Source organism: Caballeronia sp. AZ7_KS35 (genome assembly GCF_023631045.1).
Classification (GTDB): domain Bacteria; phylum Pseudomonadota; class Gammaproteobacteria; order Burkholderiales; family Burkholderiaceae; genus Caballeronia; species Caballeronia zhejiangensis.
This window is the reverse complement of the sequence record NZ_JALQDV010000003.1, coordinates 315,854-340,697: the sequence shown is the minus strand read 5'-3', so window position 1 is coordinate 340,697 and position 24,844 is coordinate 315,854. Positions and strand designations below refer to the sequence as shown.

25 protein-coding genes are annotated in these 24,844 nt (G+C 63.1%); 9 read left to right on the top strand and 16 right to left on the bottom strand.

From position 1 onward, the window contains the following. Window positions 1-111: 111 nt before the first annotated feature. From NCT05_RS07780 to NCT05_RS07755, 6 genes are all read right to left on the bottom strand, one after another. The gene (locus tag NCT05_RS07780) at window positions 112-1,500 is read right to left on the bottom strand and encodes a replicative DNA helicase (protein ID WP_008349838.1); all 1,389 of its coding nucleotides are present in this window, start codon (window positions 1,498-1,500) and stop codon (window positions 112-114) included. A gap of 123 nt (window positions 1,501-1,623) precedes the next feature. Next, complete coding sequence (gene rplI, locus NCT05_RS07775; RefSeq protein ID WP_175980103.1) at window positions 1,624-2,079, bottom strand: 50S ribosomal protein L9; 456 nt, start codon at window positions 2,077-2,079, stop codon at window positions 1,624-1,626. Between the two features lie 29 nt (window positions 2,080-2,108). Then, complete coding sequence (gene rpsR / locus NCT05_RS07770; RefSeq protein ID WP_007000150.1) at window positions 2,109-2,384, bottom strand: 30S ribosomal protein S18; 276 nt, start codon at window positions 2,382-2,384, stop codon at window positions 2,109-2,111. A 2-nt stretch (window positions 2,385-2,386) separates the two neighbouring features. Continuing rightward, window positions 2,387-2,686, bottom strand: coding sequence for a primosomal replication protein N (priB, locus tag NCT05_RS07765; RefSeq protein WP_175980102.1), 300 nt, complete (start codon window positions 2,684-2,686; stop codon window positions 2,387-2,389). 33 nt (window positions 2,687-2,719) lie between these two features. Beyond that, window positions 2,720-3,091 (bottom strand): 30S ribosomal protein S6, encoded by a 372-nt coding sequence (rpsF, locus tag NCT05_RS07760; RefSeq protein ID WP_008349848.1) that lies wholly within the window; start codon window positions 3,089-3,091, stop codon window positions 2,720-2,722. A gap of 131 nt (window positions 3,092-3,222) precedes the next feature. Beyond that, window positions 3,223-4,176 carry a LysR family transcriptional regulator gene (locus NCT05_RS07755; protein ID WP_008349850.1) on the bottom strand — a complete coding sequence of 318 codons (954 nt, stop codon included), beginning with the start codon at window positions 4,174-4,176 and terminating at the stop codon, window positions 3,223-3,225. A 167-nt stretch (window positions 4,177-4,343) separates the two neighbouring features. On the opposite strand from NCT05_RS07755, the gene gcl reads away from it, so the two are divergent. From gcl to lysM, 4 genes are all read left to right on the top strand, one after another. Then, window positions 4,344-6,119 (top strand): glyoxylate carboligase, encoded by a 1,776-nt coding sequence (gcl, locus tag NCT05_RS07750; protein WP_175980101.1) that lies wholly within the window; start codon window positions 4,344-4,346, stop codon window positions 6,117-6,119. A gap of 70 nt (window positions 6,120-6,189) precedes the next feature. Beyond that, entirely contained in the window at window positions 6,190-6,990 is an 801-nt protein-coding gene (gene hyi, locus NCT05_RS07745; protein ID WP_034473676.1) for a hydroxypyruvate isomerase, read from the top strand. Window positions 6,991-7,017: 27 nt separating this feature from the next. Beyond that, window positions 7,018-7,926, top strand: a complete 909-nt coding sequence (locus NCT05_RS07740) for a 2-hydroxy-3-oxopropionate reductase (protein WP_175980099.1) — start codon at window positions 7,018-7,020, stop codon at window positions 7,924-7,926. A gap of 304 nt (window positions 7,927-8,230) precedes the next feature. Then, window positions 8,231-8,725: a peptidoglycan-binding protein LysM gene (lysM, locus tag NCT05_RS07735; protein WP_244808052.1), complete on the top strand. Its 495-nt coding sequence runs from the start codon at window positions 8,231-8,233 to the stop codon at window positions 8,723-8,725. A gap of 767 nt (window positions 8,726-9,492) precedes the next feature. On the opposite strand, the gene NCT05_RS07730 is transcribed toward lysM, so the two are convergent. From NCT05_RS07730 to NCT05_RS07705, 6 genes are all read right to left on the bottom strand, one after another. Then, the gene (locus tag NCT05_RS07730) at window positions 9,493-10,494 is read right to left on the bottom strand and encodes an asparaginase (RefSeq protein WP_350030076.1); all 1,002 of its coding nucleotides are present in this window, start codon (window positions 10,492-10,494) and stop codon (window positions 9,493-9,495) included. A gap of 21 nt (window positions 10,495-10,515) precedes the next feature. After that, complete coding sequence (locus NCT05_RS07725) at window positions 10,516-11,442, bottom strand: CysB family HTH-type transcriptional regulator (protein ID WP_008349894.1); 927 nt, start codon at window positions 11,440-11,442, stop codon at window positions 10,516-10,518. A gap of 25 nt (window positions 11,443-11,467) precedes the next feature. Continuing rightward, complete coding sequence (locus NCT05_RS07720; protein WP_008349896.1) at window positions 11,468-12,526, bottom strand: sulfate/molybdate ABC transporter ATP-binding protein; 1,059 nt, start codon at window positions 12,524-12,526, stop codon at window positions 11,468-11,470. Between the two features lie 16 nt (window positions 12,527-12,542). Continuing rightward, complete coding sequence (gene cysW, locus NCT05_RS07715; protein WP_250459681.1) at window positions 12,543-13,439, bottom strand: sulfate ABC transporter permease subunit CysW; 897 nt, start codon at window positions 13,437-13,439, stop codon at window positions 12,543-12,545. Beyond that, window positions 13,436-14,320 carry a sulfate ABC transporter permease subunit CysT gene (gene cysT, locus NCT05_RS07710; protein WP_008349900.1) on the bottom strand — a complete coding sequence of 295 codons (885 nt, stop codon included), beginning with the start codon at window positions 14,318-14,320 and terminating at the stop codon, window positions 13,436-13,438. The genes cysW and cysT overlap by 4 nt, the downstream gene beginning before the upstream one ends. 90 nt (window positions 14,321-14,410) lie before the next feature. Continuing rightward, complete coding sequence (locus NCT05_RS07705; RefSeq protein WP_008349902.1) at window positions 14,411-15,433, bottom strand: sulfate ABC transporter substrate-binding protein; 1,023 nt, start codon at window positions 15,431-15,433, stop codon at window positions 14,411-14,413. 258 nt (window positions 15,434-15,691) lie between these two features. Between NCT05_RS07705 and lexA the strand changes: the two genes are divergently transcribed. The 3 genes from lexA (at window position 15,692) to NCT05_RS07690 (ending at window position 17,592) form a co-directional block, all read left to right on the top strand. Beyond that, on the top strand, window positions 15,692-16,369 hold the full coding sequence (gene lexA, locus NCT05_RS07700) for a transcriptional repressor LexA (protein WP_008349903.1): 678 nt from the start codon (window positions 15,692-15,694) through the stop codon (window positions 16,367-16,369). 197 nt (window positions 16,370-16,566) lie between these two features. Then, window positions 16,567-16,893, top strand: coding sequence for a hypothetical protein (locus NCT05_RS07695; RefSeq protein ID WP_008349906.1), 327 nt, complete (start codon window positions 16,567-16,569; stop codon window positions 16,891-16,893). Between the two features lie 99 nt (window positions 16,894-16,992). Beyond that, window positions 16,993-17,592, top strand: coding sequence for a DUF2939 domain-containing protein (locus NCT05_RS07690; RefSeq protein WP_175980094.1), 600 nt, complete (start codon window positions 16,993-16,995; stop codon window positions 17,590-17,592). Between the two features lie 35 nt (window positions 17,593-17,627). Here the strand turns inward: NCT05_RS07690 and NCT05_RS07685 are convergent, their stop codons facing one another. After that, the gene (locus NCT05_RS07685) at window positions 17,628-18,137 is read right to left on the bottom strand and encodes a universal stress protein (protein WP_033535751.1); all 510 of its coding nucleotides are present in this window, start codon (window positions 18,135-18,137) and stop codon (window positions 17,628-17,630) included. A gap of 313 nt (window positions 18,138-18,450) precedes the next feature. Here NCT05_RS07685 and nodI point away from each other — a divergent pair, with 313 nt between their 5' ends. Together nodI and NCT05_RS07675 are read left to right on the top strand one after the other, a co-directional pair. Next, window positions 18,451-19,413, top strand: coding sequence for a nodulation factor ABC transporter ATP-binding protein NodI (nodI, locus tag NCT05_RS07680; RefSeq protein ID WP_250459677.1), 963 nt, complete (start codon window positions 18,451-18,453; stop codon window positions 19,411-19,413). Between the two features lie 4 nt (window positions 19,414-19,417). Continuing rightward, window positions 19,418-20,263 carry an ABC transporter permease gene (locus NCT05_RS07675; protein WP_175980093.1) on the top strand — a complete coding sequence of 282 codons (846 nt, stop codon included), beginning with the start codon at window positions 19,418-19,420 and terminating at the stop codon, window positions 20,261-20,263. Between the two features lie 61 nt (window positions 20,264-20,324). Here NCT05_RS07675 and gnd read toward each other — a convergent pair whose 3' ends face one another. The 3 genes from gnd to NCT05_RS07660 all read right to left on the bottom strand — a co-directional run bounded on the left by gnd (window position 20,325) and on the right by NCT05_RS07660 (window position 24,746). Further along, window positions 20,325-21,305 (bottom strand): phosphogluconate dehydrogenase (NAD(+)-dependent, decarboxylating), encoded by a 981-nt coding sequence (gnd, locus tag NCT05_RS07670; RefSeq protein WP_244808049.1) that lies wholly within the window; start codon window positions 21,303-21,305, stop codon window positions 20,325-20,327. A gap of 5 nt (window positions 21,306-21,310) precedes the next feature. Then, window positions 21,311-23,404 carry a transketolase gene (gene tkt, locus NCT05_RS07665; RefSeq protein ID WP_250434644.1) on the bottom strand — a complete coding sequence of 698 codons (2,094 nt, stop codon included), beginning with the start codon at window positions 23,402-23,404 and terminating at the stop codon, window positions 21,311-21,313. Window positions 23,405-23,693: 289 nt separating this feature from the next. Continuing rightward, entirely contained in the window at window positions 23,694-24,746 is a 1,053-nt protein-coding gene (locus NCT05_RS07660) for an NADP(H)-dependent aldo-keto reductase (RefSeq protein WP_239294933.1), read from the bottom strand. Between the last annotated feature and the right edge of the window lie 98 nt (window positions 24,747-24,844).

Here is a 24,844-nt window from a genome sequence, read left to right as displayed (position 1 = left end):
AGTCAGACATCAAACTGACATATTGTACCTGTGTGCACTACCCGACGCACCGCGCGCATCTGACGCGCGGCCGCTATTGCCCCGGGCTTGACAGCGGTTGCGGTAACTGGCCTATTCGCCGCCGTAGAAGTTTTGTGCGCCCGCGAAGTTGTCGAACTTCGTGTATTGGCCGTGGAAGGTCAGGCGAACCGGCCCGATCGGACCGTTACGCTGCTTGCCGATGATGATTTCCGCCGTGCCCTTGTCGGGGCTGTCGGGATTGTAGACTTCGTCACGATAGATGAAGAGGATCACGTCCGCGTCCTGTTCGATAGCGCCCGATTCGCGCAGGTCCGACATGATCGGCCGCTTGTTCGGACGCTGCTCGAGACCGCGATTCAACTGCGACAGCGCGATGACCGGCACGTCGAGTTCCTTCGCGAGGCTCTTCAGCGAACGCGATATCTCGGAGATTTCGGTCGCGCGGTTTTCGCCGCCGCCCGAGCCGGACATGAGCTGCAAGTAATCGACGATGATGAGGCCGAGCTTGCCGCACTGCCGCGACAGACGCCGCGCGCGCGAGCGCAGTTCCATCGGATTCAGGCCGCCGGTTTCGTCGATGAAAAGTTGCGCCTCGCTCATTTTCTGGACGGCGTGCGTGAGCTTCGGCCAGTCTTCGTCGGTGAGACGCCCGGTGCGCATGCGATGCTGGTCCAGCCGGCCGACCGAGCCGAGCATACGCATGGTGAGCTGCGTGCCCGGCATTTCCATCGAGAACACGGCGACGGGCAAGCCGTATTCCACGGCCACGTATTCGCCGATATTCATCGAAAAGGCCGTCTTACCCATCGACGGGCGGCCCGCCACGATGATCAGCTCGCCGCCGTGCATGCCCGACGTCATGCGGTCGAGGTCGACGAAGCCTGTCGGCGTGCCGGTCACATCGCTTGGATTGGCTGTGTGATAGAGCGTGTCGATGCGCTCGACGACTTGCGTCAAGAGCGGTCCGATCTCCAGAAAACCCTGCGTGCCGCGCGCGCCCTCTTCGGCGATCGAGAACACGCGCGCTTCGGCTTCGTCGAGAATCTGGCGGACTTCCTTGCCTTGCGGATTGAACGCATCGGCGGAGATTTCATCGGCGACGGAAACCAGACGGCGCAGCACCGCACGATCGCGCACGATCTCCGCGTAACGGCGGATATTCGCCGCGCTCGGCGTGTTCTGCGCGAGCGCGTTCAGATACGCGAGCCCGCCCACTTCCTCGGCCTTGCCGGCCATCGTGAGCGCTTCGTAGACGGTGATGACGTCCGCCGGACGCGTCGAAGCAATCAGCTTGCCGATATGCTCATAAATGATGCGATGGTCGTAGCGATAGAAATCGCCCTGATGCATCACATCGGCGATGCGGTCCCATGCGGCGTTGTCCAGCAGCAGGCCGCCGATCACGGATTGCTCGGCTTCGATCGAGTGCGGCGGGACCTTCAGCGCGTCGAGTTGCGGGTCTTTGGACGGTGCGTTCATGGGGTGGAATTATCGATGAATTCAGCGCGTAGGAACAACGCTCAGACAAATAAAAAAGGCAGGAACCTCGACGGTTCCTGCCTTTCTTTCGTGCGTTGCGAGACGCGAGGCCTCGCCTGAAACTTACGCGTGCTCGCCGAGCACCGACACGTTGACGTCGACGAGGACGTCCGTGTGCAGCGCCACTTGAACCGGATGGTCGCCGACCATCTTGATCGGGCCTTGCGGCAGACGCACTTGCGCCTTTTCCACTTCCGCGAAGCCTTGCTTCTTCAGCGCGTCAGCGATGTCCGCATTCGTGACCGAACCGAACAGACGGCCGTCGACGCCAGCCTTCTGGGCGATCTGAACCGTGAAGCCGTTCAGCTTTTCGCCCTGAGCTTGTGCGGCTGCCAGCTTTTCAGCGGCGACCTTTTCGAGGTCCGCGCGGCGAACTTCGAATTCGGCGATTGCGTCCTTGGTCGCGCGGCGTGCCTTCTTGCCGGGGATCAGGAAGTTACGTGCGTAGCCGTCCTTGACCTTGACGATATCGCCGAGGTTGCCCAGGTTGACGACCTTTTCCAAAAGAATGATTTGCATTTTTGGCTTTCCTTAGTGCGTCGTCTGATTTAGGCCTTGTGCAGGTCGGTGTACGGCAGGAGCGCGAGGAAACGCGCGCGCTTGATTGCCGTGTCGAGCTGGCGCTGATAGTGCGCCTTCGTGCCAGTCAGACGAGCCGGCGTGATCTTGCCGTTTTCGCCGATGAAGTCCTTCAGCGTTTCCGTGTCCTTGTAGTCGATGTACTCGACACCGGCTGCCGTGAAACGGCAGAACTTCTTGCGCTTGAAGAGCGGGTTTTGTTGCTGACGACGCTTGTCGAATTTCTTACCAGTCGGGCGGGGCATGATTAGTCCTTTCCAATGTCCTGCAATTCTGTGATGTGAAACACCAAGGTTCGCGCGTTACGGCTTCTCTTCGCCAGAAAGCCCGTGAAGCGTGTTTCGACGCCCATCGGACAGCTTTCCAGTTTGCCGCTCGCTTCGCCGGCCGCGACCGCCTGCAGAGTCAGTTCGACTTTCCGGGCGATGCCCGCCTCGACGACTTCTGCCGCGTGTTGCAACGTGCAGCTTGCGATCGGGATGCCGGCGGGCGTGTACCGCACCGGTTCGCGTTCCACGACGCTCGCTGTCAGTTGCAGCCGGTTCACTTAAACCTTGGTGGCTGTGGCGAAAGATTCGCCTTAAGCCTGCGCTTCGGACGGCTGGCTGGCCGCCTTCTTGGCTTCTTCGCGCTGCACTTCCTTCATCATCGGCGACGGGCTGGTTTCAGCCTTCTTCATCTTGACGATAAGGTGACGCAGAACGGCGTCGTTGAACTTGAATGCGTGCTCCAGCTCTTCGAGCGTAGCCTGATCGCATTCGATGTTCATGCAGACGTAGTGAGCCTTCGCGAGTTTCTCGATCATGTAGGCCAGTTGGCGACGGCCCCAGTCCTCGATGCGGTGGATCTGACCACCGTGCGACGTGATCGTGCTCTTGTAGCGCTCGATCATCGCGGGCACCTGCTCGCTTTGATCGGGGTGCACGATAAAGACGATTTCGTAATGACGCATATTCACTCCTTGTGCTGACTTTTGGATGAAAGCCACCCGGGCGTCGGACCGGTGCGGCAAGTGAGAAGCCAAAGATTATAGCTTTTCGTGCGCGCTCGCGCAAATGCAAATTCGAACGCCTTTTCAAGCAGTTAGCGGCCGCGCGCGTGCTCGCGCTGCGGTTCGCCGGGAAGCGTCAGCCGACGGCTCCAATATCCGGGTTGCGCGTAGATTTCCTTAAGATAATCAATAAAGTAGCGCACGCGCGCAGGCACGTAGCGCTGCTGCGGATAGACCGCGAGGATGTCGTAATCGGGAAGTTCGAAGTCGTCGAGCACGGTTTCGAGTTCGCCCGATTCCAGTTGCCGCTGGATTTCCCACGTCGAGCGCCAGCCGAGCCCGAGCCCTTCCGAAGCCCAGCGATGCAGCAATTCGCCGTCGTTGCAGTCGAGGTTGCCGGTCACGCGCACGGTCACGACCTTGCCATTGCGGCGGAAATACCAGCCGCGGTTCTGCCCGCCCTGCAGATTGAACGCGAGGCAATTGTGATTCGGCAGGTCTTCGAGCGTTTTCGGCCGGCCGTGCTTCTTGAAGTACGCGGGCGTGCCGCAGACGACGCGCCGGTTGCTCGCGAGCTTGACCGCGACGAAATTCGGATCGACCGCGCCGCCGATGCGAATCGACAGGTCATAGCCCTCGCGCACCAGATCGACGACGCGATCGGTCAGATTGAACGACATCTGCAATTCCGGTTTGTCGCGCAGGAACGGCGGCGCGTGCGGCGCGACGTGCATGCGCCCGAAGGCCGCCGGCGCCGACACGATCAGATGCCCGCCCACCGCGCGCCGTCCCGCCGCCAGTTCGTTCTCAGCCTGATCCCAGTCCGCGAGCAGGTTCTTGCAGCGGTCGAGGAACGCCGCGCCCTCTTCGCTCACGACGAGCCGTCGCGTCGAACGATACATCAGCTTCACGCCGAGGCGCTTTTCGAGCGCGTCGATGCGGCGTCCCAGAATCACGGGCGACACCCCCTCTTCCAGCGCCGCCGCCGCGAGACTGCCCGCCTCGGCCACGCGCACGAACGTTTCTATCTGCTTGAAGCGGTCCATCTGCGTCTCCCGCCAATGCCTCATCACTCGGGCATTCGATACTTTTTGTTTGGAAAAAAGCGACTGACGCTGATCTTATCAAACCTTTTTCACAGACTTAAAGTGCAACGGAACCCTGCTTGAATGCAGACAGCGATTTCGGATAGAGACCCCAGAAGGAGACAACCATGCCCAAAATGAGAGCCGTCGACGCAGCCGTCCTCGTGCTGGAAAAGGAAGGAATCGATACCGCGTTCGGTGTGCCGGGCGCGGCCATCAACCCGTTTTACTCCGCGATGAAAAAGTCGGGCGGCATCAGCCACGTGCTGGCGCGTCACGTCGAAGGCGCATCGCACATGGCCGAAGGTTATACCCGCGCGGCGCCGGGCAACATCGGCGTGTGCATCGGCACGTCGGGCCCGGCGGGCACGGACATGATCACCGGCCTCTACTCCGCCCAGGCCGATTCGATTCCGATTCTCGCGATCACCGGCCAGGCGCCGCGCGCGCGTTTGTACAAGGAAGATTTCCAGGCCGTCGATATCGAATCGATCGCCAAGCCCGTCACGAAGTGGGCTGTCACCGTGCGCGAGCCGGCGCTCGTGCCGCGCGTGTTCCAGCAGGCTTTCCATCTGATGCGCTCGGGCCGTCCGGGTCCGGTGCTCGTCGATTTGCCGATCGACGTGCAGCTCGCCGAAATCGAATTCGACATCGACACGTACGAGCCGCTGCCGGTCTACAAGCCGAAAGCGACGCGCGCGCAGATCGAAAAAGCGCTGACGATGCTCAACGACGCCGAAAAGCCGTTGATCGTCTCGGGCGGCGGCGTGCTGAACGCGGCGGCGGAAGATCTGCTCGTGCAGTTCGCGGAAACGCTCGGCGTGCCGGTCATTCCGACGCTCATGTCGTGGGGCGCGATTCCCGACGATCATCCGCTGATGGCCGGCATGGTCGGCTTGCAGACGTCGCACCGCTACGGCAACGCGACGATGCTCGCCTCCGATTTCGTGCTCGGCATCGGCAATCGCTGGGCGAACCGCCACACGGGCAGCGTCGAGGTTTACACCAAGGGCCGTAAGTTCGTGCACGTGGATATCGAGCCGACGCAGATCGGCCGCGTGTTCGGACCGGATCTCGGCATCGTCTCGGATGCGAAGGCGGCGCTCGAACTGTTCGTCGAAGTGGCGAAGGAATGGAAGGCCGCGGGCAAGCTGAAGGACCGCGGCGCGTGGGTCGCGGACTGCCAGCAGCGCAAGCGCACGATGCAGCGCAAGACGCACTTCGACAATGTGCCGATGAAGCCGCAGCGCGTCTACGAAGAGATGAACCTCGCGTTCGACCGCGACACCTGCTTCGTCACGACGATCGGTCTGTCGCAGATCGCCGGCGCGCAGTTCCTGCACGTGTTCAAGGCGCGCAACTGGATCAACTGCGGCCAGGCCGGCCCGCTCGGCTGGACGATCCCGGCCGCGCTCGGCGTGCGTGCCGCGGACCCGCAACGCAAGATCGTCGCGCTCTCGGGCGACTACGATTTCCAGTTCATGATCGAAGAGCTCGCCGTCGGCGCGCAATTCAAGCTGCCGTACGTGCACGTCGTCGTGAACAACTCGTATCTCGGCCTGATCCGTCAGGCGCAGCGCGGCTTCGACATGGACTACTGCGTGCAGCTCGCGTTCGACAACATCAACGCACCTGAGCTCGAAGGCTATGGGGTCGATCACGTCGCGGTCGCCGAGGGTCTCGGCTGCAAGGCGCTGCGCGTGTTCAAGCCGGAAGACATCGCGGGCGCGCTGAAGCAGGCGCAAGCGTTGGCGGTGGAGCATCAGGTGCCGGTCGTCGTCGAGATGATTCTCGAACGCGTGACCAACATCGCGATGGGCACCGAGATCGACGCGATCAACGAGTTCGAAGAGCTCGCCGAAACGAAGGCAGATGCACCGACCGCCGTTACGCCGCTCGACTAAAGCATCGCCGCCGCGCGTTCATGCAGGAACGCGCGGCGTGCATCCACTGACCGACCATCAGGAAAGAACAATGCCGAAATTTGCCGCGAATTTGACCATGCTGTTCAACGAAGTCCCGTTTCTCGACCGCTTCGCCGCGGCCGCGAACGCGGGTTTCAAGGCGGTCGAGTTCCTGTTCCCCTATGCCTTCTCGATCAGCGACATCCAGACGCGCCTGAAGGACAACGACCTGCAGATCGTGCTGCACAACCTGCCTGCCGGCAACTGGGAAGCGGGCGAGCGCGGCATCGCGTGTCTGCCGGATCGTGTCGCGGAATTCCGCGACGGCGTGCCGCGCGCGATCGAATACGCGAAGGCGCTGAACGTGCCGCAACTGAACTGTCTCGTCGGGATTCCGACGGCGGGCGTATCGGCGGATCAGGCGCGCGCGACCATCGTCGAAAACTTGCGCTTCGCAGCGGAAGCGCTGAAGAAGGAAGGCATCCGCTTGCTCGTCGAGCCGTGCAACGCGTACGACATTCCGGGCTTCGCGCTGAATCGCTCGAAGGAAGGACTGGACGTGATCCAGGCCGTCGGCTCGGACAATCTGTTCTTGCAGTACGACATTTATCACATGCAGCGGATGGAAGGCGAACTCGCCGCGACGATCAGGAAGAACCTGCCGAAGATCGCGCATATCCAGCTCGCCGATAACCCCGGCCGCAACGAACCCGGCACGGGCGAGATCAACTACCCGTTCCTGTTCGGGCTGCTCGACGAGATCGGCTATCAAGGCTGGATCGGCTGCGAGTACAAGCCGCTCAACGGCACGGAAGCGGGCCTCGGCTGGCTGCAGAACATCGGCGGCGTGAAGCAGCACGCGACCGCTTAAACCAGACACATAGGAGGAGCTAGAAGTATGGCAACGATCGGTTTCATCGGCCTCGGCATCATGGGCGCGCACATGGCGCGCAATCTCATCAAGGGCGGCCACAAGCTCGTCGTGAACGGCAAGTTTCCGGTGCCGGACGATATCCGCGCGCAGACGCAGGTCGTCGCGGACTCGACCGAAGTCGCACAGGCGAGCGAAATCGTCATCACGATGGTGCCCGACACGCCCGATGTCGCCGCCGTGCTGTTCGCCGATGACGGCGTCGCGAAGGGTCTCACGAAGGGCAAGCTCGTGATCGACATGAGCTCGATCGCCCCGCTCGAAACGCAGGAGTTCGCGAAGAAGATCAACGCGCTCGGCTGCGACTATCTCGACGCGCCGGTGTCCGGCGGCGAAGTCGGCGCACGCGAAGCGACGCTCACGATCATGGTCGGCGGCCCGGAGAAGTCGTTCAATATCGCGAAGCCGCTGTTCGAACTGATGGGCAAGAACATTTCGCTCATTGGCGACAACGGCGCGGGTCAGACTTGCAAGGTCGCGAATCAGATCATCGTCGCGCTGAACATCGAGGCGGTCGGCGAGGCGCTGCTCTTCGCGGCACGCTCGGGCGCCGACCCGGAGCGCGTGCGTAAAGCGCTGATGGGCGGCTTCGCGTCGTCGCGCATTCTCGAAGTGCACGGCGAGCGCATGACGAAGCGCACGTTCAATCCGGGCTTCCGTATCGAACTGCATCAGAAGGACCTAAATCTTGCGCTCGACGGCGCGCGCAAGATGGGCCTCGCCCTGCCCCACACCGCGAGTGCGCAGCAGCTTTTCAGCGTATGCGCGGCGAACGGCGGCAAGGCGTGGGATCACTCGGCGCTTGTGCGTGCGCTCGAAATCATGTCGAACTTCCAGGTGGCCGACGAGCCGCAGCAGGCCAAAGCCGCTGCGTGATTCGCGTCACCTGAACCGTGGGGCGTCCCGCGTATGGGCACGCGGGACAAATGCCGCTCTGGGCTGAGGGCGGCAAAGTGGGGTCCGAGAAGCGGCACCCGGCGGTGCGCCGGGTAAGCCTTGGTCGGTCAGACGGTTTGTCGTCGGGTGTCCGCGTCGGATTGTTGCAAACTGCGTCCTAACGCCGATGCATAGGCGGTGCTACAAATCCTTTTGTTGAAACTCAGAACTATCCGGTGGTCATCGCGACTAATCTGCCTAGACTTCGCGGGCCGTAACACCACCGTCAACCAAGGAGTGAACAATGGGAATCCTCAGCTTTATCAAGGAAGCAGGCGAGAAACTCTTCGGCGCAGCCACGCCGAGCGCGCAGGCGGCGCCCGCTGCGGCACCCGTGGATGTCGCCGCGCTAAATCAGAAGGCAGGCGAAGCCATCGCGACGTACATTCGTTCGCAGGGTCTCAATGCGGACAATCTCGATGTGAAATACGACGGCGCTTCGCATACGGTGACCGTTTCGGGTCAGGCGCCGGATCAGGCCACGAAGGAAAAGATTCTCGTGGCCGCGGGCAATGTGCAGCATGTCGATAAGGTCGACGATAAGCTGACCGTGCCGAGTAGCGAGCCTGAATCGCAGTATTACACCGTCGTGTCGGGGGACAATCTCTGGAAGATCGCCGAGAAGTATTACGGCAATGGGTCCAAGAACGATGTGATCTTCGAAGCGAATAAGCCGATGTTGAAGAGTCCGGATAAGATCTATCCGGGGCAAGTGTTGCGGATTCCTGCTGTTAACTGATTGTCTCTGCTCTACTCGAGAACGCGGACTTCGGTTCGCGTTTTTGCTTTCTGCTGAGGTGGATCTTGGTTTGCCTGCGCTTCTCGGCAATCCTGTGATCGTGTCGGTCTATTAGCGTTGCCCCTGTGCGGGGCGGCACTCACTTTCTTTGCTGCTGCAAAGAAAGTAAGCAAAGAAAGCAGCTCCTGATACGCCCGCGGTCACACGCAATTTGGGTAGTCCTCTCGTCCATCGTGGGCTGCCTAAAGAGTGCCCTCAAACACCTAATCGGGCTTGGCTCGCGCACGGTCTGCCACATCGCACCGCACACCAAACTGGTTCAGCACCAAATAGCTCCAGCCCGCTTCGCGGCCGACCGGTCAATCGGGAATGCGCGTGCTTCTCTACTAACGTCTCCATCTCACTGCAATCGCCGCCCTTTGGTTTCCCTTGCATACCCGGCGGCAGCGCGTAGCGCTGTGCCGAAGCTGTTTCGTGCTGAACCAGTGTCCTCAGCGTTTTCGGGCGGCGGACCGTGCGCGATCCAAGCTCGGTTGGGCCTATGAGGGCACTCTTTAGGCGAGTGCCATCGAGGACGAGAGAACTACCCAAATTGCGTGTGACCGCGGGCCTGAAAAGCTGCTTTCTTTGCCTACTTTCTTTGCAGCAGCAAAGAAAGTAGGTGCCGCCCCGCACAGGGGCAACGCTAATAGACCGACACGAATACAGGATTCCACGACCGACCGCCCGACCAACCGGCGGCCCGCCCGCCCAACACCCCAAACACCTCAATAAACATCAAAAACGCGCTGCACGTCCTGCACATTCGAAGCCACTGCAAGCATAAGCAGCACCCGCGCCTTATAAGGATTCAGCGTCCCCGCGCTGACCGTCCCGAGCGCATCATCGTTAGCGGCGCCGTTGCGCATCACATGTCCCGAACCCACGCGCGAAGCGCGCACCACGGCAACGCCCTGCTTCACCGCATCAGCGAGCGCCTGCGTGAGCACCGCATGCATCGAGCCGTTGCCCGTGCCCGCGACGACGATACCCCTCACGCCCGCAGCAACAAGCGCATCGACCGTCACACGAGACACATCCGCGTAGCTCGCGACGATCTCGACCATCGGCCATCGATCGGCGACAGCGAACTCGCTCGCGACGGTATGCGCCCGCGCGACCGTCCGCTGAAACTCGACGCGTCCGTCCTGCACGAACCCGAGCACACCGGTCTCAGGCGAGCGAAACGCATCGACGGCATAAGTGCTCGTCTTGGTGACATCGCGCGCGCTGTGAATCTGATTGTTGAAAGCGACGAGCACGCCCTTGCCCGCGGCATCCTTCGACGCCGCGACCGTCACCGCATTGAGCAAATTCAACGGGCCATCGGCGGAAAGCGCGGTCGATGGGCGCATCGCCGCCGTCAGCACGACGGGCTTCGCGCTCTTCACCGTGAGATGCAGCAGATACGCGGTTTCTTCGAGCGTATCGGTGCCGTGCGTGACGACGACGCCATGGATATCGTCCTGCGCAAGCAGCTCATCGATACGCCGCGCGAGTTGCGTCCACAGCGCGGCGCTCATGTCCTTGCTGTCGATGCTCGCGATCTGTTCCGCGCGGATTCGCGCAACCGAGCCGAGCGCGGGCACGGCATCGAGCAGCTTGTCGACGCCGACGACGCCCGCCTTGTAGCCCGCGGTCTTGGAGGAATCGCCGGCCTGACCGGCAATCGTGCCGCCCGTGGCAAGCACGGCGACACGAGGAAGCGAGGAAGTATTCATGCCGGCGATTGTAAAACAGCCGGCACGACTCTAAGCGGCTTCGCGAAGCTGCGCGGCGATCTGCGCTTCATCGAGTTGCGGCGCGAACATTTCGATCAGCCGATACGCATACGCGCGCAAGAACGCGCCCTTTCGCAAGCCGACACGCGTCGTGCTCGCCTCGAACAGATGCTGCGTATCGAGCGCGACGAGCTCGGTGTCGCGCTTCGCGTCATACGCCATCGCCGCGACGATGCCAATGCCCATGCCCAGTTCGACATACGTCTTGATGACGTCGGCATCGATTGCGGTCAGCACGATATCGGGCATCGCGCCCGCGCTCGCGAACGCCTGATCGACGTGCGAACGCCCGGTGAAATCGTTGTCGTACGTGACGATCGGATATTCGGCGATCTGCTCGAGCGTGATGTTCTCGCGCCCGACGAGCGGATGATCCTTCGGCACAACGACCGTGTGATGCCACGAATAGCAGGCAAACGTGACGATGTCCGGATAACGGTCGAGCGCTTCGGTCGAGATGCCGATATCCGCTTCGCCGTTGATGATCATCTGCGCGATCTGCTGCGGGCTGCCCTGACGCAGCGCGAGATGCACCTTCGGAAACACCTCGGTGAACTGGCGGATGACCTTCGGCAACGCGTAACGCGCCTGCGTGTGCGTCGTCGCGACGACGAGATGGCCGTTGTCCTGATCCGCGAACTGGCGCGCGACGCGCCGCAGATTCTCGGCATCGAGCAGCATGCGCTCGATCAGCTGATGCACTTCCTTGCCCGGCTCGGTCAGTCCCGTCAGACGCTTGCCGCGGCGGATGAAGATATCGACGCCGAGTTCGTCCTCGAGATCCTTGATCTGCTTCGACACGCCCGACTGCGACGTGTAAAGGACGTTGGCGACCTCCGTCAGATTCATGTTCTGACGCACGGCCTCGCGCACGAAGCGCAACTGCTGGAAGTTCATGTCAGCCTCTTTGATTTTTATGATGTCACTGCGCGGGAAACACTCGCAACGCGCGTGGAACGGCGGTCACGCCATCGCCGATATCGAGCCTGAGCGCGCGCCACGCCTCGCGATCCAGTTCTGCCTCGATCACGCCGCCCGCGTTGCCTTCGAGCTCGACGCGCACCGAGCCGCCCAGCGTCACGACGCGCCGCACGCCCACCACGATGCCGTCGCGATGCGTGCCGTCGGCGGGATACAGCGCGAGATCATGCGGACGCACGTACGCGAGCGCCCGCCCGCTGAAATGCGCCTGAGCCGCGATCGGGCTCGCGGCGCCATCGGCGATGAAGCCGTTCGCGTTCACTTCGCCCTGCAGCCGGTTCGCGGCGCCGAGAAACTCGTAGACGAAGGAAGTCTGCGGATGATCGTACACGTCTTGCGGACTGCCCACCTGCTCCACGCGGCCATGATTCATCACGACGATGCGATCCGCCACTTCGAGCGCCTCTTCCTGGTCGTGCGTGACGAAGAGCGTCGAGATATGCAGATCGTCGTGCAGCCGGCGCAGCCAGCTGCGCAGTTCCTTGCGCACTTTGGCGTCGAGCGCGCCGAACGGCTCGTCGAGCAGCAGCACTTTCGGCTCGACGGCAAGCGCCCGCGCCAGCGCAATACGCTGCCGCTGTCCGCCTGACAGTTCCGACGGAAAACGCTCCGCGAGCCAGTCGAGTTGCACGAGCTTCAGCAGCTCATGCACTTTCTCGCGAATCTTCGCTTCGCTCGGACGCTCGCGGCGCGGCTTCACGCGCAAGCCGAACGCGACGTTCTCGAACACGGTCATGTGCCGGAACAGCGCGTAATGCTGGAACACGAAGCCGACCTGACGCTCGCGCGCGCCGACCGCCGCGACGTCTTCGCCGTGCAGCACGACCTGTCCCGCATCGGCGAATTCGAGGCCCGCGATCACGCGCAAGAGCGTGGTCTTGCCGCAGCCCGAAGGCCCGAGCAGCGCGACGAGTTCGCCCGCCGGAAAGTCGAGCGACACGTTGTCGAGCGCGGTGAAATCGCCGAAGCGTTTTTGCAGATTGCGAACGATGATGCTCATGATGTTTATCGGCCTCTCAATTCTGTGCGGTGGCTTTTGCGGCGGTCAATGCTTGCGTCATGCGGCGCTCCGCGAGAAGTTTCAGCGCGAGCGTCACGAGCGCGAGCAGCGCCAGCAGCGACGCCACCGCGAACGCAGCCGAGAAGTTGTATTCGTTGTAGAGAATTTCGACGTGCAGCGGCATCGTGTCCGTCTGCCCGCGGATGTGCCCGGACACCACCGACACCGCGCCGAACTCGCCCATCGCGCGCGCGTTGCAGAGAATCACGCCGTAGAGCAGGCCCCACTTCACGTTGGGCAACGTCACGCGCCGGAAGATCTGCCATCCCGAGGCGCCGAGCACGTGCGCCGCTTCCTCTTCGTCGTTGCCTTGCGCCTGCATCAGCGGAATCAGTTCGCGCGCGACGAACGGAAACGTGACGAAGATCGTCGCGAGCACGATGCCGGGCACCGCGAAGATGATCTGCACGTCGTGCGCGGCGAGCCACGGGCCGAACCATCCTTGCGCGCCGAACATCAGCACGTAGACGAGACCCGAGATGACCGGCGACACCGAGAACGGCAAGTCGATGAGCGTCGTCAGGAGCGCCTTGCCGCGAAACTCGAACTTCGCGATCGCCCACGACGCCGCCAGTCCGAAGACGACATTCAGCGGCACGGCGATCGCGGCGGTGATCAGCGTGAGCTTGATCGCGGACCACGCGTCGGGATCCTTCAGCGACTCGAAGTAATAGTCGATGCCCTTGGCGAACGCCTGCACGAACACCGCGACGAGCGGCACGACGAGAAAGAACGCGAGAAACGCGAGTGCGATACCGGTCAGGAGCCATCGCACGGCGCGCGGCTCGGTGACGGGATTGAGGCCGTGCGCGTCGCGCTGTGTCGTCGTCTGCAATGGAAGCACCTTGCTCATGCCGTTTCTCCCGCTGCCAGGGAGACGTTGACCGGCGCCGCGCCCGTCTTGCTCGTGCGGCGCTGCAGCCACCATTGCAGCGTGTTGATCAACAGAAGCATCAGGAACGACACGCACAGCATCACGACGGCGAGCGCGGTCGCGCCGGCATAGTCGTACTGTTCGAGCTTCGTGATGATGAGCAGCGACGTGATCTCCGACTTCATCGGCACGTTGCCCGCGATGAAAATCACCGAGCCGTATTCGCCCAACGCGCGCGCGAACGCGAGTGCGAAGCCCGTCAGCAGCGCCGGAAAGAGCGACGGCAGCACGACGCGCCGGAACGTGAGCCAGCGCGTCGCGCCGAGGCACGCGGCGGCTTCTTCCTGCTCGCGCTCGAAGTCTTCGAGCACGGGCTGCACGGTACGCACGACGAACGGCAGGCCGATGAACGTCAGCGCGACGAGCACGCCGAGCGGCGTGAACGCGACCTTGATGCCGAGCGGCGCGAGATATTGCCCGATCCAGCCATTGCCCGCGTAGACCGCGGCGAGCGAAATGCCGGCGACCGACGTCGGCAGCGCGAACGGCAGGTCGACCATCGCATCGACGATGCGCTTGAACGGGAACGTGTAGCGCACGAGCACCCACGCGACGAGAAAACCGAACACCGCGTTGATGAGCGCGCCGCCGAGCGCCGCGCCGAACGTCAGCCGATACGATGCGAGCACGCGCGGCGACGTCACCGCGCGCACGAACTGCGCCCAGTCGAGCGTCGCCGTCTTAGCGAAGGTGGCGGCAAGCGGAATCAGCACCACGAGGCTCAGATAAGCCACCGTGATGCCGAGTGTCAGGCCGAAACCGGGTAGCGCGCTCGGTTTCCTGAATGTGAGAGTCGTCATCCTTGAATCATCCTTTTTGCGCGCGGGGTGGGCGCGCGTTGCTGCTTCGGGCGCGCGGCGTCTTGAACGCGCCGCGTCGCCGGTTGACGCTTATTGCGGCTGATAGATCGAATCGAACACGCCGCCATCCGCGAAATGCGTCTTCTGCGCCTTGGTCCAGCCGCCGAAGGTGTCGTCGATGGTATAGAGCTTCAGCTTCGGAAACTGCTTCGTCAGATCGGCGGGCACCTTGTCCGAACGCGGCCGATAGAAATTGCGCGCGGCGATCTGCTGCCCTTCGTCGCTATAGAGATACTTGAGATACGCTTCGGCGAGCTTGCGCGTGCCGTGTTTGTCGACGACCTTGTCGACCACCGCGACCGGCGGCTCCGCCAGAATGCTCACCGACGGCACGACGATCTCGAACTTGTCCGGACCGAATTCCTTCAGGGACAGGAACGCCTCGTTTTCCCACGCGATGAGCACGTCGCCCTGACCGCGCTGCACGAAGCTCGTCGTCGCGCCGCGGGCGCCGGAATCCAGCACGCCGGCGTTCTTGTAGAGCTTCGTCACGAACTCCTTGGCGGTCTGCTCGTTGCCGCCCGGCTTGTGCTGCGCGTACGCCCACGCCGCGAGGTAGTTCCAGCGCGCGCCGCCCGATGTCTTCGGATTCGGCGTGACGATCGACACGCCCGGCTTCGTCAGATCGTCCCAGTCCTTGATGTGCTTCGGATTGCCCTTGCGCACGAGAAACACGATCGTCGACGTGTACGGCGATGCGTTGTCCGGCAGGCGCTTCTGCCAGTCCGCGCCGACGAGTCCCTTGCCCGCGAGCGCGTCGATGTCATAAGCGAGCGCGAGCGTAACGACGTCCGCCTGCAGTCCGTCGATGACCGCGCGCGCCTGGCCGCCCGAGCCGCCATGCGACTGCTTGAAGGTTACGGTCTCGCCCGTCTCCGCCTTCCATTTTTTCGCGAAAGCCTGATTGAAGTCCTGATACAGCTCGCGGGTCGGGTCGTAGGAAACGTTCAGAAACGACGTATCCGCCTGCGCCGGCGCCGTCACGATCAAACCCGCCGCGCCAAGCGTCGCCGCAGCAAGAAGCCGTCGCAATCCCGTGTTGATGCTTTGCATTCCCCGTTCTCCGTCTTATCGAATTGACGGAATCAGTCTAACGAGGCCTCTATATGATTGAAAATAATCGTTATTCACTTTTTTATACGTAAAACTGCTAAGAACGATATTCCTGGATGGAAGAAGCGCCGGCGGGCGCGATCCGACGGTGCGGAGGCTTCGTGGCCGCGAACTTAAAGTAAAGCTTGAAAAGCGCCAAATACTGTATAAAAATACAGTCACCTGTCCATTCATACAGTGCATCAGGGGCTCGAGCCAGTGACCAAAACATCAAAACTTACCGCGCGGCAGCAGCAGGTGTTCGAACTCATCCAGCGCGCGATCGACCGCACGGGCTTTCCGCCCACGCGCGCCGAGATCGCGGCGGAGCTCGGCTTCAGTTCGGCCAATTCCGCCGAGGAGCACCTCAGGGCGCTGGCCCGCAAGGGCGTCATCGAGCTGGCGGCGGGTTCGTCGCGCGGCATCCGGCTGCTCGGCGATGCATCTCGCATCGATCGGTCCGAGGAGCTGCCGCATCAGTTCACGCTGCCGCATCAGAGCATCATGCAATTGTCTCTGCCGCTCGTCGGCCGGGTCGCGGCGGGGAGTCCTATCCTCGCGCAGGAGCACATCTCGCAGCACTATGCGTGCGACCCCGCGCTCTTCTCCAGCAAGCCGGACTATCTGTTGAAGGTGCGCGGCCTCTCGATGCGCGACGCAGGCATTCTCGACGGCGATCTTCTCGCCGTGCAAAAGCGCAACGAAGCGAAAGACGGACAGATCGTCGTCGCGCGTCTTGGCGACGACGTCACGGTCAAGCGCTGGAAACGGCGCGCGGACGGCGTCGAACTCATCGCCGAAAACCCCGAGTATGAAAACATCTTCGTGCGCGCCGGCAGCGGCGATTTCGCGCTTGAAGGCATTGCCGTCGGGCTGATCCGCTCCGGCGAGTTCTGATGTTGGCCCGCGAACGGGCAAGGCACGAAAGTCGAAGCACATTACTTTCGCACCGAGACACGAAATGTCTCATTGACATCGCAAGATAGCCTCACCAACCGCTTTCGACACCTGATTCAGGCGTCTCACAACACAACAAGCATGACGGCCACCGCGCGCGGTGCGCCGCGGTGCGTCCTATCGTCTGGAGAGTCATCATGGAACGTTTTGCCCGTCTGCTGCCCTTCCGTCAATTCGGCCGCCTGCGCCATCTGCGCACGCTGATCGCCTGCGGCATGCCGCGCGCCGAAGCCACGCCCGATCTCTTCAACGAAATGCCCGCGTTGCCGTCCCGTCAGCCGGCCTTCGCTCGCGTTTCCCTCAACAGCACGGTGCACGCCGAGGCCGAGCAGCGCGCGCCAGTGCGCGTGTATCGCGGGCAATCGCGCGTGATTCTGGTGGGCAAGATCGACGAGGTTTCGCGCATGATCGACCGCTGCATCGCCGAGGAAAATGCCGGGCTGGCCGGCGGAATCCTCGCCTGAATGGAACGCCATCGCACGCACGACGTGAATTCACGGGATTTAACCGACGCCCGCGCGGTCAATCCGTAATTCACGTTTTGCAAGAGGCTCGGCCCAAGCATGTCCCGCACTACCCGTTCTATTGTCGTTACGCTCGTCGTCCTGGTTATCGTCGCGGCGCTCGGTTTCGTTTACGCATCGCCTTACATCGCACTCGATCGCGTGAAGCGCGCGGCCGATGCCCGCGATGCGCAAACCGTCAACGAATACGTCGATTTTCCGGCGTTGCGCGCGAGCCTCAAGGACCAGATCGCGGCGCTGCTCACGCGTCGCGTGGATATTCAAAAGAGCGGGAATCCGCTTGCGATCATCGGTGCGATGATCGGCGCGGCGCTCGTCGGTCCGCTGGTGGATTCGTATGCCACACCGGACGGCGTCGCGGCGATTCTGAACGGCATCCCGCCGCGCGGCGATCCGGGCGAGCGTCCGCCGCAAGCTGGCGACGGCGCACCAGCGAATGCGGGGAATGGGCCCGCGTCCGGCGTCACGACCGCACGGCAGCCGCCGAAAGAGCCACCGCAGACGACGGCGGGTTATCGAAGCCTGAACACGTTCGTCGTCACGTATCAACACGGCGCCGGCGATGCGCGATACTCCGCGATCTTCCACCGCAACGGGCTCGTGTCGTGGAAGCTCGTCGCGGTCGATCTCAACGGTTGACGCGTCAAGCGTCGCGGTTCACGCTTCGCACCGCATCACGCCCCGGCTTCGGCCTTGACGGGCTTCGCCGCGTACGCCGCTTCGTCTTCCGCTTCGGCCGATTCACCGGCCTGACAGACGGCAACCAGGATGCTGCACTTCACGCGATCCAGCAGCGGCGTGTTGCCCGCGCCCATCCACCAGCGCGCGAGGCCGCTGCGGCAGCGATGCCCGACGACGACGAGATCGACCTGAAGGCTGTCGGCGAGCGCCGCGATTTCGTCGATCGGATGGCCGAACGCGAAATGTCCCTGTGCCTGAAGGCCACGCTCGCGCAGCCATTCGACGCCCTCTTGCAGGATGTCGCGCGCGGCCTCTTCGAAGCGTCCGCAGGCCATGTCGGTTAGCAGTCCGGCGCTCTGCGCGATGCTCGAGCGCATATCCACCACCGCGAGCACATGCGTCTCCGCATTCAGGTCGAGCGCGAGATTGGCGCCCTGACGCAGTGCCTTGCGGCCTTCTCTGGAGCCGTCGTAGCACAGCAGGATTTTTCGGTAGCTCTCCATCTTGACCTCCCTGGCCAACGTGCCGTTGAGCGCGACTTGCCCGCGGCGTTGATTCATCATCGTGGGTCGTCCCATGGGAGACAACGCTGGAAAACGCTTACCGGCGCGAACACGCTAGCTCGCACCGTGCCAGAACCACAAAAACGTCGACGGACAAGCCTCTGGCACTTTCGGCCGGAACCGGTTCGACGCGCCCCGCACGGGTTTGACACGCGCGCGCAGCATGCGGTTGCACGCCAAGCGCCGCCTTGGTGCAATGGATTACACTAGCCCGCTGGATTTCCCTCATCCGGCTTTCCCTGCGCACAGATGCATGACTGATCAAACTTTGCAACAAAGCGCTACACGCGACGCCGATGGAAACCGCGCACCCGCCATCGAATTCAGCGAAGTAAGGAAGCACTACGGCGAGCGCACGGTCGTCGACGGCCTGTCGTTCGATGTGCGGCCCGGCGAATGCTTCGGACTGCTCGGACCGAACGGCGCGGGCAAGACGACGACGCTCAAGATGCTGCTCGGCATCACTTCGCCCGATAGCGGCGCGATCCGTCTCGTCGGCGAGCCGGTGCCCGCGCGCGCCCGATTCGCCCGCGAGCGCGTGGGCGTCGTGCCGCAGTTCGACAATCTCGATCCCGATTTCACTGTCCGCGAAAATCTGACGGTGTTCGGCCGCTACTTCGGCCTGACGGGCGCGCGCATGGATGCGCTCGTACCGTCGCTCCTGGAGTTCGCGCGGCTGGAGAGCAAGGCCGATGCGCGCGTCGGCGAGTTGTCGGGCGGCATGAAGCGGCGTCTCACGCTCGCGCGCGCGCTCGTCAACGATCCCGATGTGCTCGTGATGGACGAACCGACCACCGGGCTCGATCCGCAAGCGCGGCATCTGATCTGGGAGCGTCTGCGCTCGCTGCTTGCGCGCGGCAAGACCATCCTGCTGACGACGCATTTCATGGAAGAAGCCGAGCGTCTCTGCGATCGCCTGTGCGTGATCGAGGAGGGCCGCAAGATCGCCGAAGGACGGCCGCGCGAGCTGATCGAATCGGTGATCGGCTCGGACGTGATCGAAATCTACGGACCCGATCCGCAAGCGCTCGCCGCCGAGCTTGCGCCGCTCGTCGCGCGCATGGAAGTGAGCGGCGAGACGCTCTTTTGCTACGTCGACGATCCGCAGCCCGTGCATGCGCGCGTGAAGGGCCGCGCGGACGTGCGCTATCTGCATCGTCCGGCGAATCTCGAAGATGTTTTCCTGCGTCTCACCGGACGTGAGATGGTGGACTGAGCCAATGGATACGCTCGAACGATCCCGCATCGACAAACAGCGCGAGCCGAAGCGCGCACAAAACCTCACGCCGCTTTCCAGCGCGTTGCCCGCGAACGCCACGCACTGGATGTCCGTGTGGCGGCGCAACTATCTCGTCTGGAAGAAACTCGCGATCGCCTCGATGATCGGCAATCTCGCCGATCCGATGATCTACCTCTTCGGCCTCGGCCTCGGTCTGGGCCTGATGGTCGGGCACGTCGACGGCGTGTCGTATATCGCGTTCCTCGCGGCGGGCACGGCGGCGTCGAGCGTGATGATGTCCGCGAGCTTCGAATCGATGTACTCCGGCTTCTCGCGCATGCACGTTCAGCGCACCTGGGAAGCGATCATGCACACGCCGCTCACGCTCGGCGATATCGTGCTTGGCGAGATCGTCTGGGCCGCGAGCAAGTCGGTGCTGTCGGGCGTGGCGATCATGATCGTCGCGGGCGCGCTCGGCTATGCGAGCTTTCCGTCGATGCTGATCGCGTTGCCGGTCATCGTGCTGACAGGACTCGCGTTCGCCAGCACGGCGATGGTCGTCACCGCACTCGCGCCGAGCTACGACTTCTTCATGTTCTATCAGACGCTCGCGCTCACGCCGATGCTCCTGCTCTCCGGCGTCTTCTTTCCCATCGCGCAACTGCCCGCGATCGCGCAACACGTCACGCAGGTCTTGCCGCTGTATCACGCGGTGGAGCTGATCCGTCCGGCGATGCTCGGCCGCCCGTTCGACGGCTTCGCGCTGCATGCGCTCGTGCTCTGCGCGTATGCGGTCGTGCCGTTCTTCCTGTGCGCGTGGCTTTTCAGGCGGCGCATGATGAAATGAAAAACGGCGATGGACTTCGAAAGCCGATCGCCGTTTTGACATCGCCGAAAAGGAAAGCGCGCTACTTCACCGGAAACTCGTGATGCCCGCCGAAGCCGAAGCGCATCGCGGACAACATGCGTTCCGGGAACGATTCGGCATCGCGCGAACGGAACCGCGTGTACAGCGCCGCCGACAGCACTTGCGCCGGCACCGCTTCCTCGATTGCCGCTTCGATCGTCCATCGTCCTTCGCCGCTGTCCGCGACTTCGGTGGAATAGCGGTCGAGCGAGCCGTCGCCCGCGAGCGCGCCCGCGGTCAGATCGAGCAGCCACGACGACACCACGCTGCCGCGACGCCACACTTCCGCGATATCGGCGAGATCGAGCGAGTAACGCTCGTTCTCCGGCAGTTCCGTCGAGTCCTTGCGCTCGAGCACGTGAAAGCCTTCGGCATAGGCCTGCATCAGTCCGTATTCGATGCCGTTGTGCACCATCTTGACGAAATGCCCCGACCCGACCGGCCCGCAGTGCATGTAGCCGTTCTCGACGCGCGCATCGCGTCCTTCGCGGCCCGGCGTCGCGGGAATGTCGCCGCGTCCCGGCGCGAGCGTCGCGAGAATCGGATCGATGCGGCGCACGACCGGCTCGTCGCCGCCGATCATCATGCAGTAGCCGCGCGTCAGGCCCCACACGCCGCCCGACGTGCCGACATCGACGTAATGGATGCCCTGCTCGCGCAACTGCGCGGCGCGGCGGATATCGTCCTTGTAGAAGCTGTTGCCGCCGTCGATGATCACGTCGTCCGCGCCGAGGATCTTGTGCAGATCGTTGAGCGTGTCTTCGGTGATTTTCCCCGCCGGCAGCATCAGCCAGACGACGCGCGGCGCGGTCAGTTTCGCGACGAGATCGCCGAGATCCTTCGCGCCCGTCGCGCCTTCGCTCGCGAGCGCTTCGGTGGCCTCCGGATTGTGGTCGTACACGACGCACGTATGTCCGCCGCGCATGAGCCGCCGCCCGATGTTGCCGCCCATGCGCCCCAGTCCCACGATGCCGATCTGCATGATGGTCACTCCTTCCCGTTGGATTTCACGCGTTCGATCTGCTTCTTCGCGGCGTCGTAGACCGCTTCGGGCGTGAAGCCGAACTTCGTCTTCAGCGCCTTCAATGGCGCGGATGCGCCGAACGTGTGCATGACGATCTGCGATCCGAGGCGGCCGACGTAGCGGTCCCAGCCGAGCGTCGCCGCCTGCTCGACGCACACGCGCGCATGCACGTCCGGCGGCAGCACCGATTCCTTGTACGCGAGATCCTGCTTCTCGAAGATGTCCCAAGACGGCATCGACACGACGCGCGCCGCGACGCCTTCGCTTGTCAGCTTCTCGTACGCCTCGACGCAAAGCGACACTTCGCTGCCCGTCGCGAGCAGCAGCACCTCGGGCTTCTTGCCGCCTTCGGTATCGGCGAGCACGTAGGCGCCGCGCTTCACACCTTCGGCGGACGCGTATTTCTTGCGGTCGAACGTCGGCAGCGGCTGGCGCGTCAGCACGATGCACGACGGCTCCTTCGGATGCGTCAGCGCGACGCGCCACGCTTCTGCGACTTCGTTCGCGTCGGCGGGACGCAGCGTGCACAGGCCCGGCACGCCGCGCAGCGAGGCGAGCTGCTCGATCGGCTGATGCGTCGGACCGTCTTCGCCGACGCCGATCGAATCGTGCGTGAACACGTAGATCACCGGCACTTCCATGATCGCGGACAGGCGGATCGGCGGCTTCATGTAGTCGCTGAAAATCAGGAACGTCGATCCGTAGGGACGCAAGCCCGACAGCGCGAGGCCGTTGCAGACCGCGCCCATGCCGTGCTCGCGAATGCCGAAGTGCAGATTGCGTCCGCCGTAGCTGTCGTGCTCGAAGCTGCCCGCGCCTTCGAACTTCAGATTCGTCTTCGTCGATGGTGACAGGTCTGCCGCGCCGCCGATCAGCCAAGGCACGCGCGGCGCAATCGCATTCAGCACCTTGCCGGACGAATCGCGCGTCGCGAGGCCCTTGGCGTCCGCCTCGAAGGTCGGGATGTCCGCGTCCCAGTTGTCGGGAAGCTCGCCTTCGAGCATCTGCCACGCTTCTTTCGCGAGTTCCGGATTGGCCTTCTCGTAGGCGTCGAAGCGCTGCTTCCACTCGGCGTGCAGCTTCTTGCCGCGCGCGCCCATGCCGTCGGCGAAGTGCTGCATGACGCCGTCGGGCACGTAGAACTGCTTGTCCTCCGGCCAGCCGTAGAACTTCTTCGCGAGCTTGACCTCTTCCTCCCCGAGCGCCTCGCCGTGGGCGCTCGCGGTGTTCTGCTTGTTCGGCGCGCCCCAGCCGATGATGCTTTTCACGACGATCAGCGTCGGCTTGTCGGTGTGCGACTTCGCCTTGTTGATGGCCGCTTCGAGCGCGTCCGCGTCGTTGGCGTCGTCGACGTGCAGCGTGTGCCAGTTGTAGCCGTGAAAGCGCGCTTCCACGTCGTCGCTGTAGGCGAGCTCCGTATGGCCTTCGATGGTGATGGTGTTGCTGTCGTAGATCCAGATGAGATTCGACAGCCGCAGATGCCCCGCGAGCGACGCCGCTTCGTGCGACACGCCTTCCATCATGTCGCCGTCGCCGCACAGTGCGTAGACGCGGTAATCGAAGAGCTTGTCGTCGCCCTTGTTGAAGCGGCTCTCCTTCCAGCGCGCGGCCATCGCCATGCCCACGCTGTTGCCGAGGCCCTGGCCGAGCGGTCCGGTCGTCGTCTCGACGCCCGTTGTCATGCGGTATTCCGGATGGCCCGGCGTCTTGCTGTCGAGCTGGCGGAACTGCTTGATATCGTCGATCGAGACGGCGGGCTTGCCGGTCGGCTTGCCGTCGCCGTCGAACTCCTTCACGCCGGCAAGATGCAACAGCGAGTACAGCAGCATCGACGCATGCCCGACCGACAGCACGAAGCGGTCGCGATTCGGCCATAGCGGCGCGTCGGGATCGTAACGAAGATGGTTCTGCCACAGATGGAACGCGACCGGCGCGAGCGCCATCGGCGTGCCGGGGTGGCCGGAATTGGCCTTCTGCACGGCGTCCATCGAGAGCGTGCGGATGGTGTCGATCGTGAGGCGATCGAGATCTTTGGCCTGAGGTGTTGCTTGAGACATGAGCGACGACTCCTTTGCGAAGAGCGCGCTGTGGCGAGGGGCGCCGCAGCGGGCAACCAGGACCATCGAGCAAGTGCAGTGCCTTACGAAAAGCACCGCACCGCGAATGACACGGGAGCGCGCCGCGAATCCTCGGGTGCGGGATTCGGGCGGCGTTACGGCAGAGTACGGGCCAAAAATTAGGCCGGTATTACAGAGCGATAAACGACGGTCACGCGAACGTCAATGCTGACACATTCGCGGCAAAGACATGCAATTCTTCGCCAAATGCTTGAGCCGGCGAAGGAAATCAGGGCGCCGGATTCGGCTGACGCTCGTGCAGCGCGTCGATTTCGGCCAGGATTTCGTCCGACAGTTCGATGTTCACGCTACCGATGTTCTCCTTCAACTGCGGCATCGACGTCGCGCCGATCAGCGTGCTCGTCGTGAACGGGCGCGTGTTGACGAACGCGAGCGCGAGTTGCGTCGGCGTGAGTCCGTGGCGTTTCGCCAGTTCGACGTACGACGTGATCGCGGCGATCGCCTGCGGCTTGCTGTAGCGCTGGAAACGCTCGAACAGCGTGATGCGCGCGCCCGCCGGACGCGCCCCGCCCTCGTACTTGCCCGACAGCCAGCCGAACGCGAGCGGCGAATACGCGAGCAGCCCGACGCCTTCCTTGTGCGTGAACTCCGACAGTCCGAGCTCGTAAGTGCGATTCACGAGGCTGTACGGATTCTGAATGCTGACGATTTTCGGCAGCCCCGCCTTTTCGGCCGCGCGCAGGAATTGCGCGACACCCCACGGCGTTTCGTTCGACACGCCCACATGACGGATCTTGCCCGCCTTCACGAGATCGGCGAGCGCCGCGAGCGTTTCCTCGATCGGCACCGTGTATTCATCGTCGATATAGGGATAGCTGGATCGGCCGAACGTCATCGTGCTGCGGTCGGGCCAATGCAGCTGATACAGATCGACGTAATCCGTTTGCAGGCGCTTCAGGCTGCCGTCGATGGCTTCGTTCAGGTTCTTGCGATCGAACTGGTTGCCCGCGCCGCGGATATGCCGCGGATTGTGCGGCTGGCGCGCGGGCCCGGCGATTTTCGTCGCAAGGACGATATCGGCGCGCTTCGCCGGATGCTTCGCGAGCCACGTACCGATGTATTCCTCCGTGCGGCCCTGCGTCTCGGGGCGCGGCGGCACCGGATACATCTCGGCGGCGTCGATGAGATTCACGCCTTGGGCGAGCGCGTAATCGATCTGCTCGTGCGCTTCGCTTTCGGTGTTCTGCTCGCCCCAGGTCATGGTGCCGAGCCCGATCAGGCTGACGTCGATACCCGAATCGCCGAGTTTCCGAAACTTCATTGCTCATTCCTCTTGTTGACGAGTTGTTTGCGCGCTGTGGGGAGACCGTAGGCGCTTTGTCGGACAGGCTGCCTGGCTGATTTTCCGGCAATCGCAAA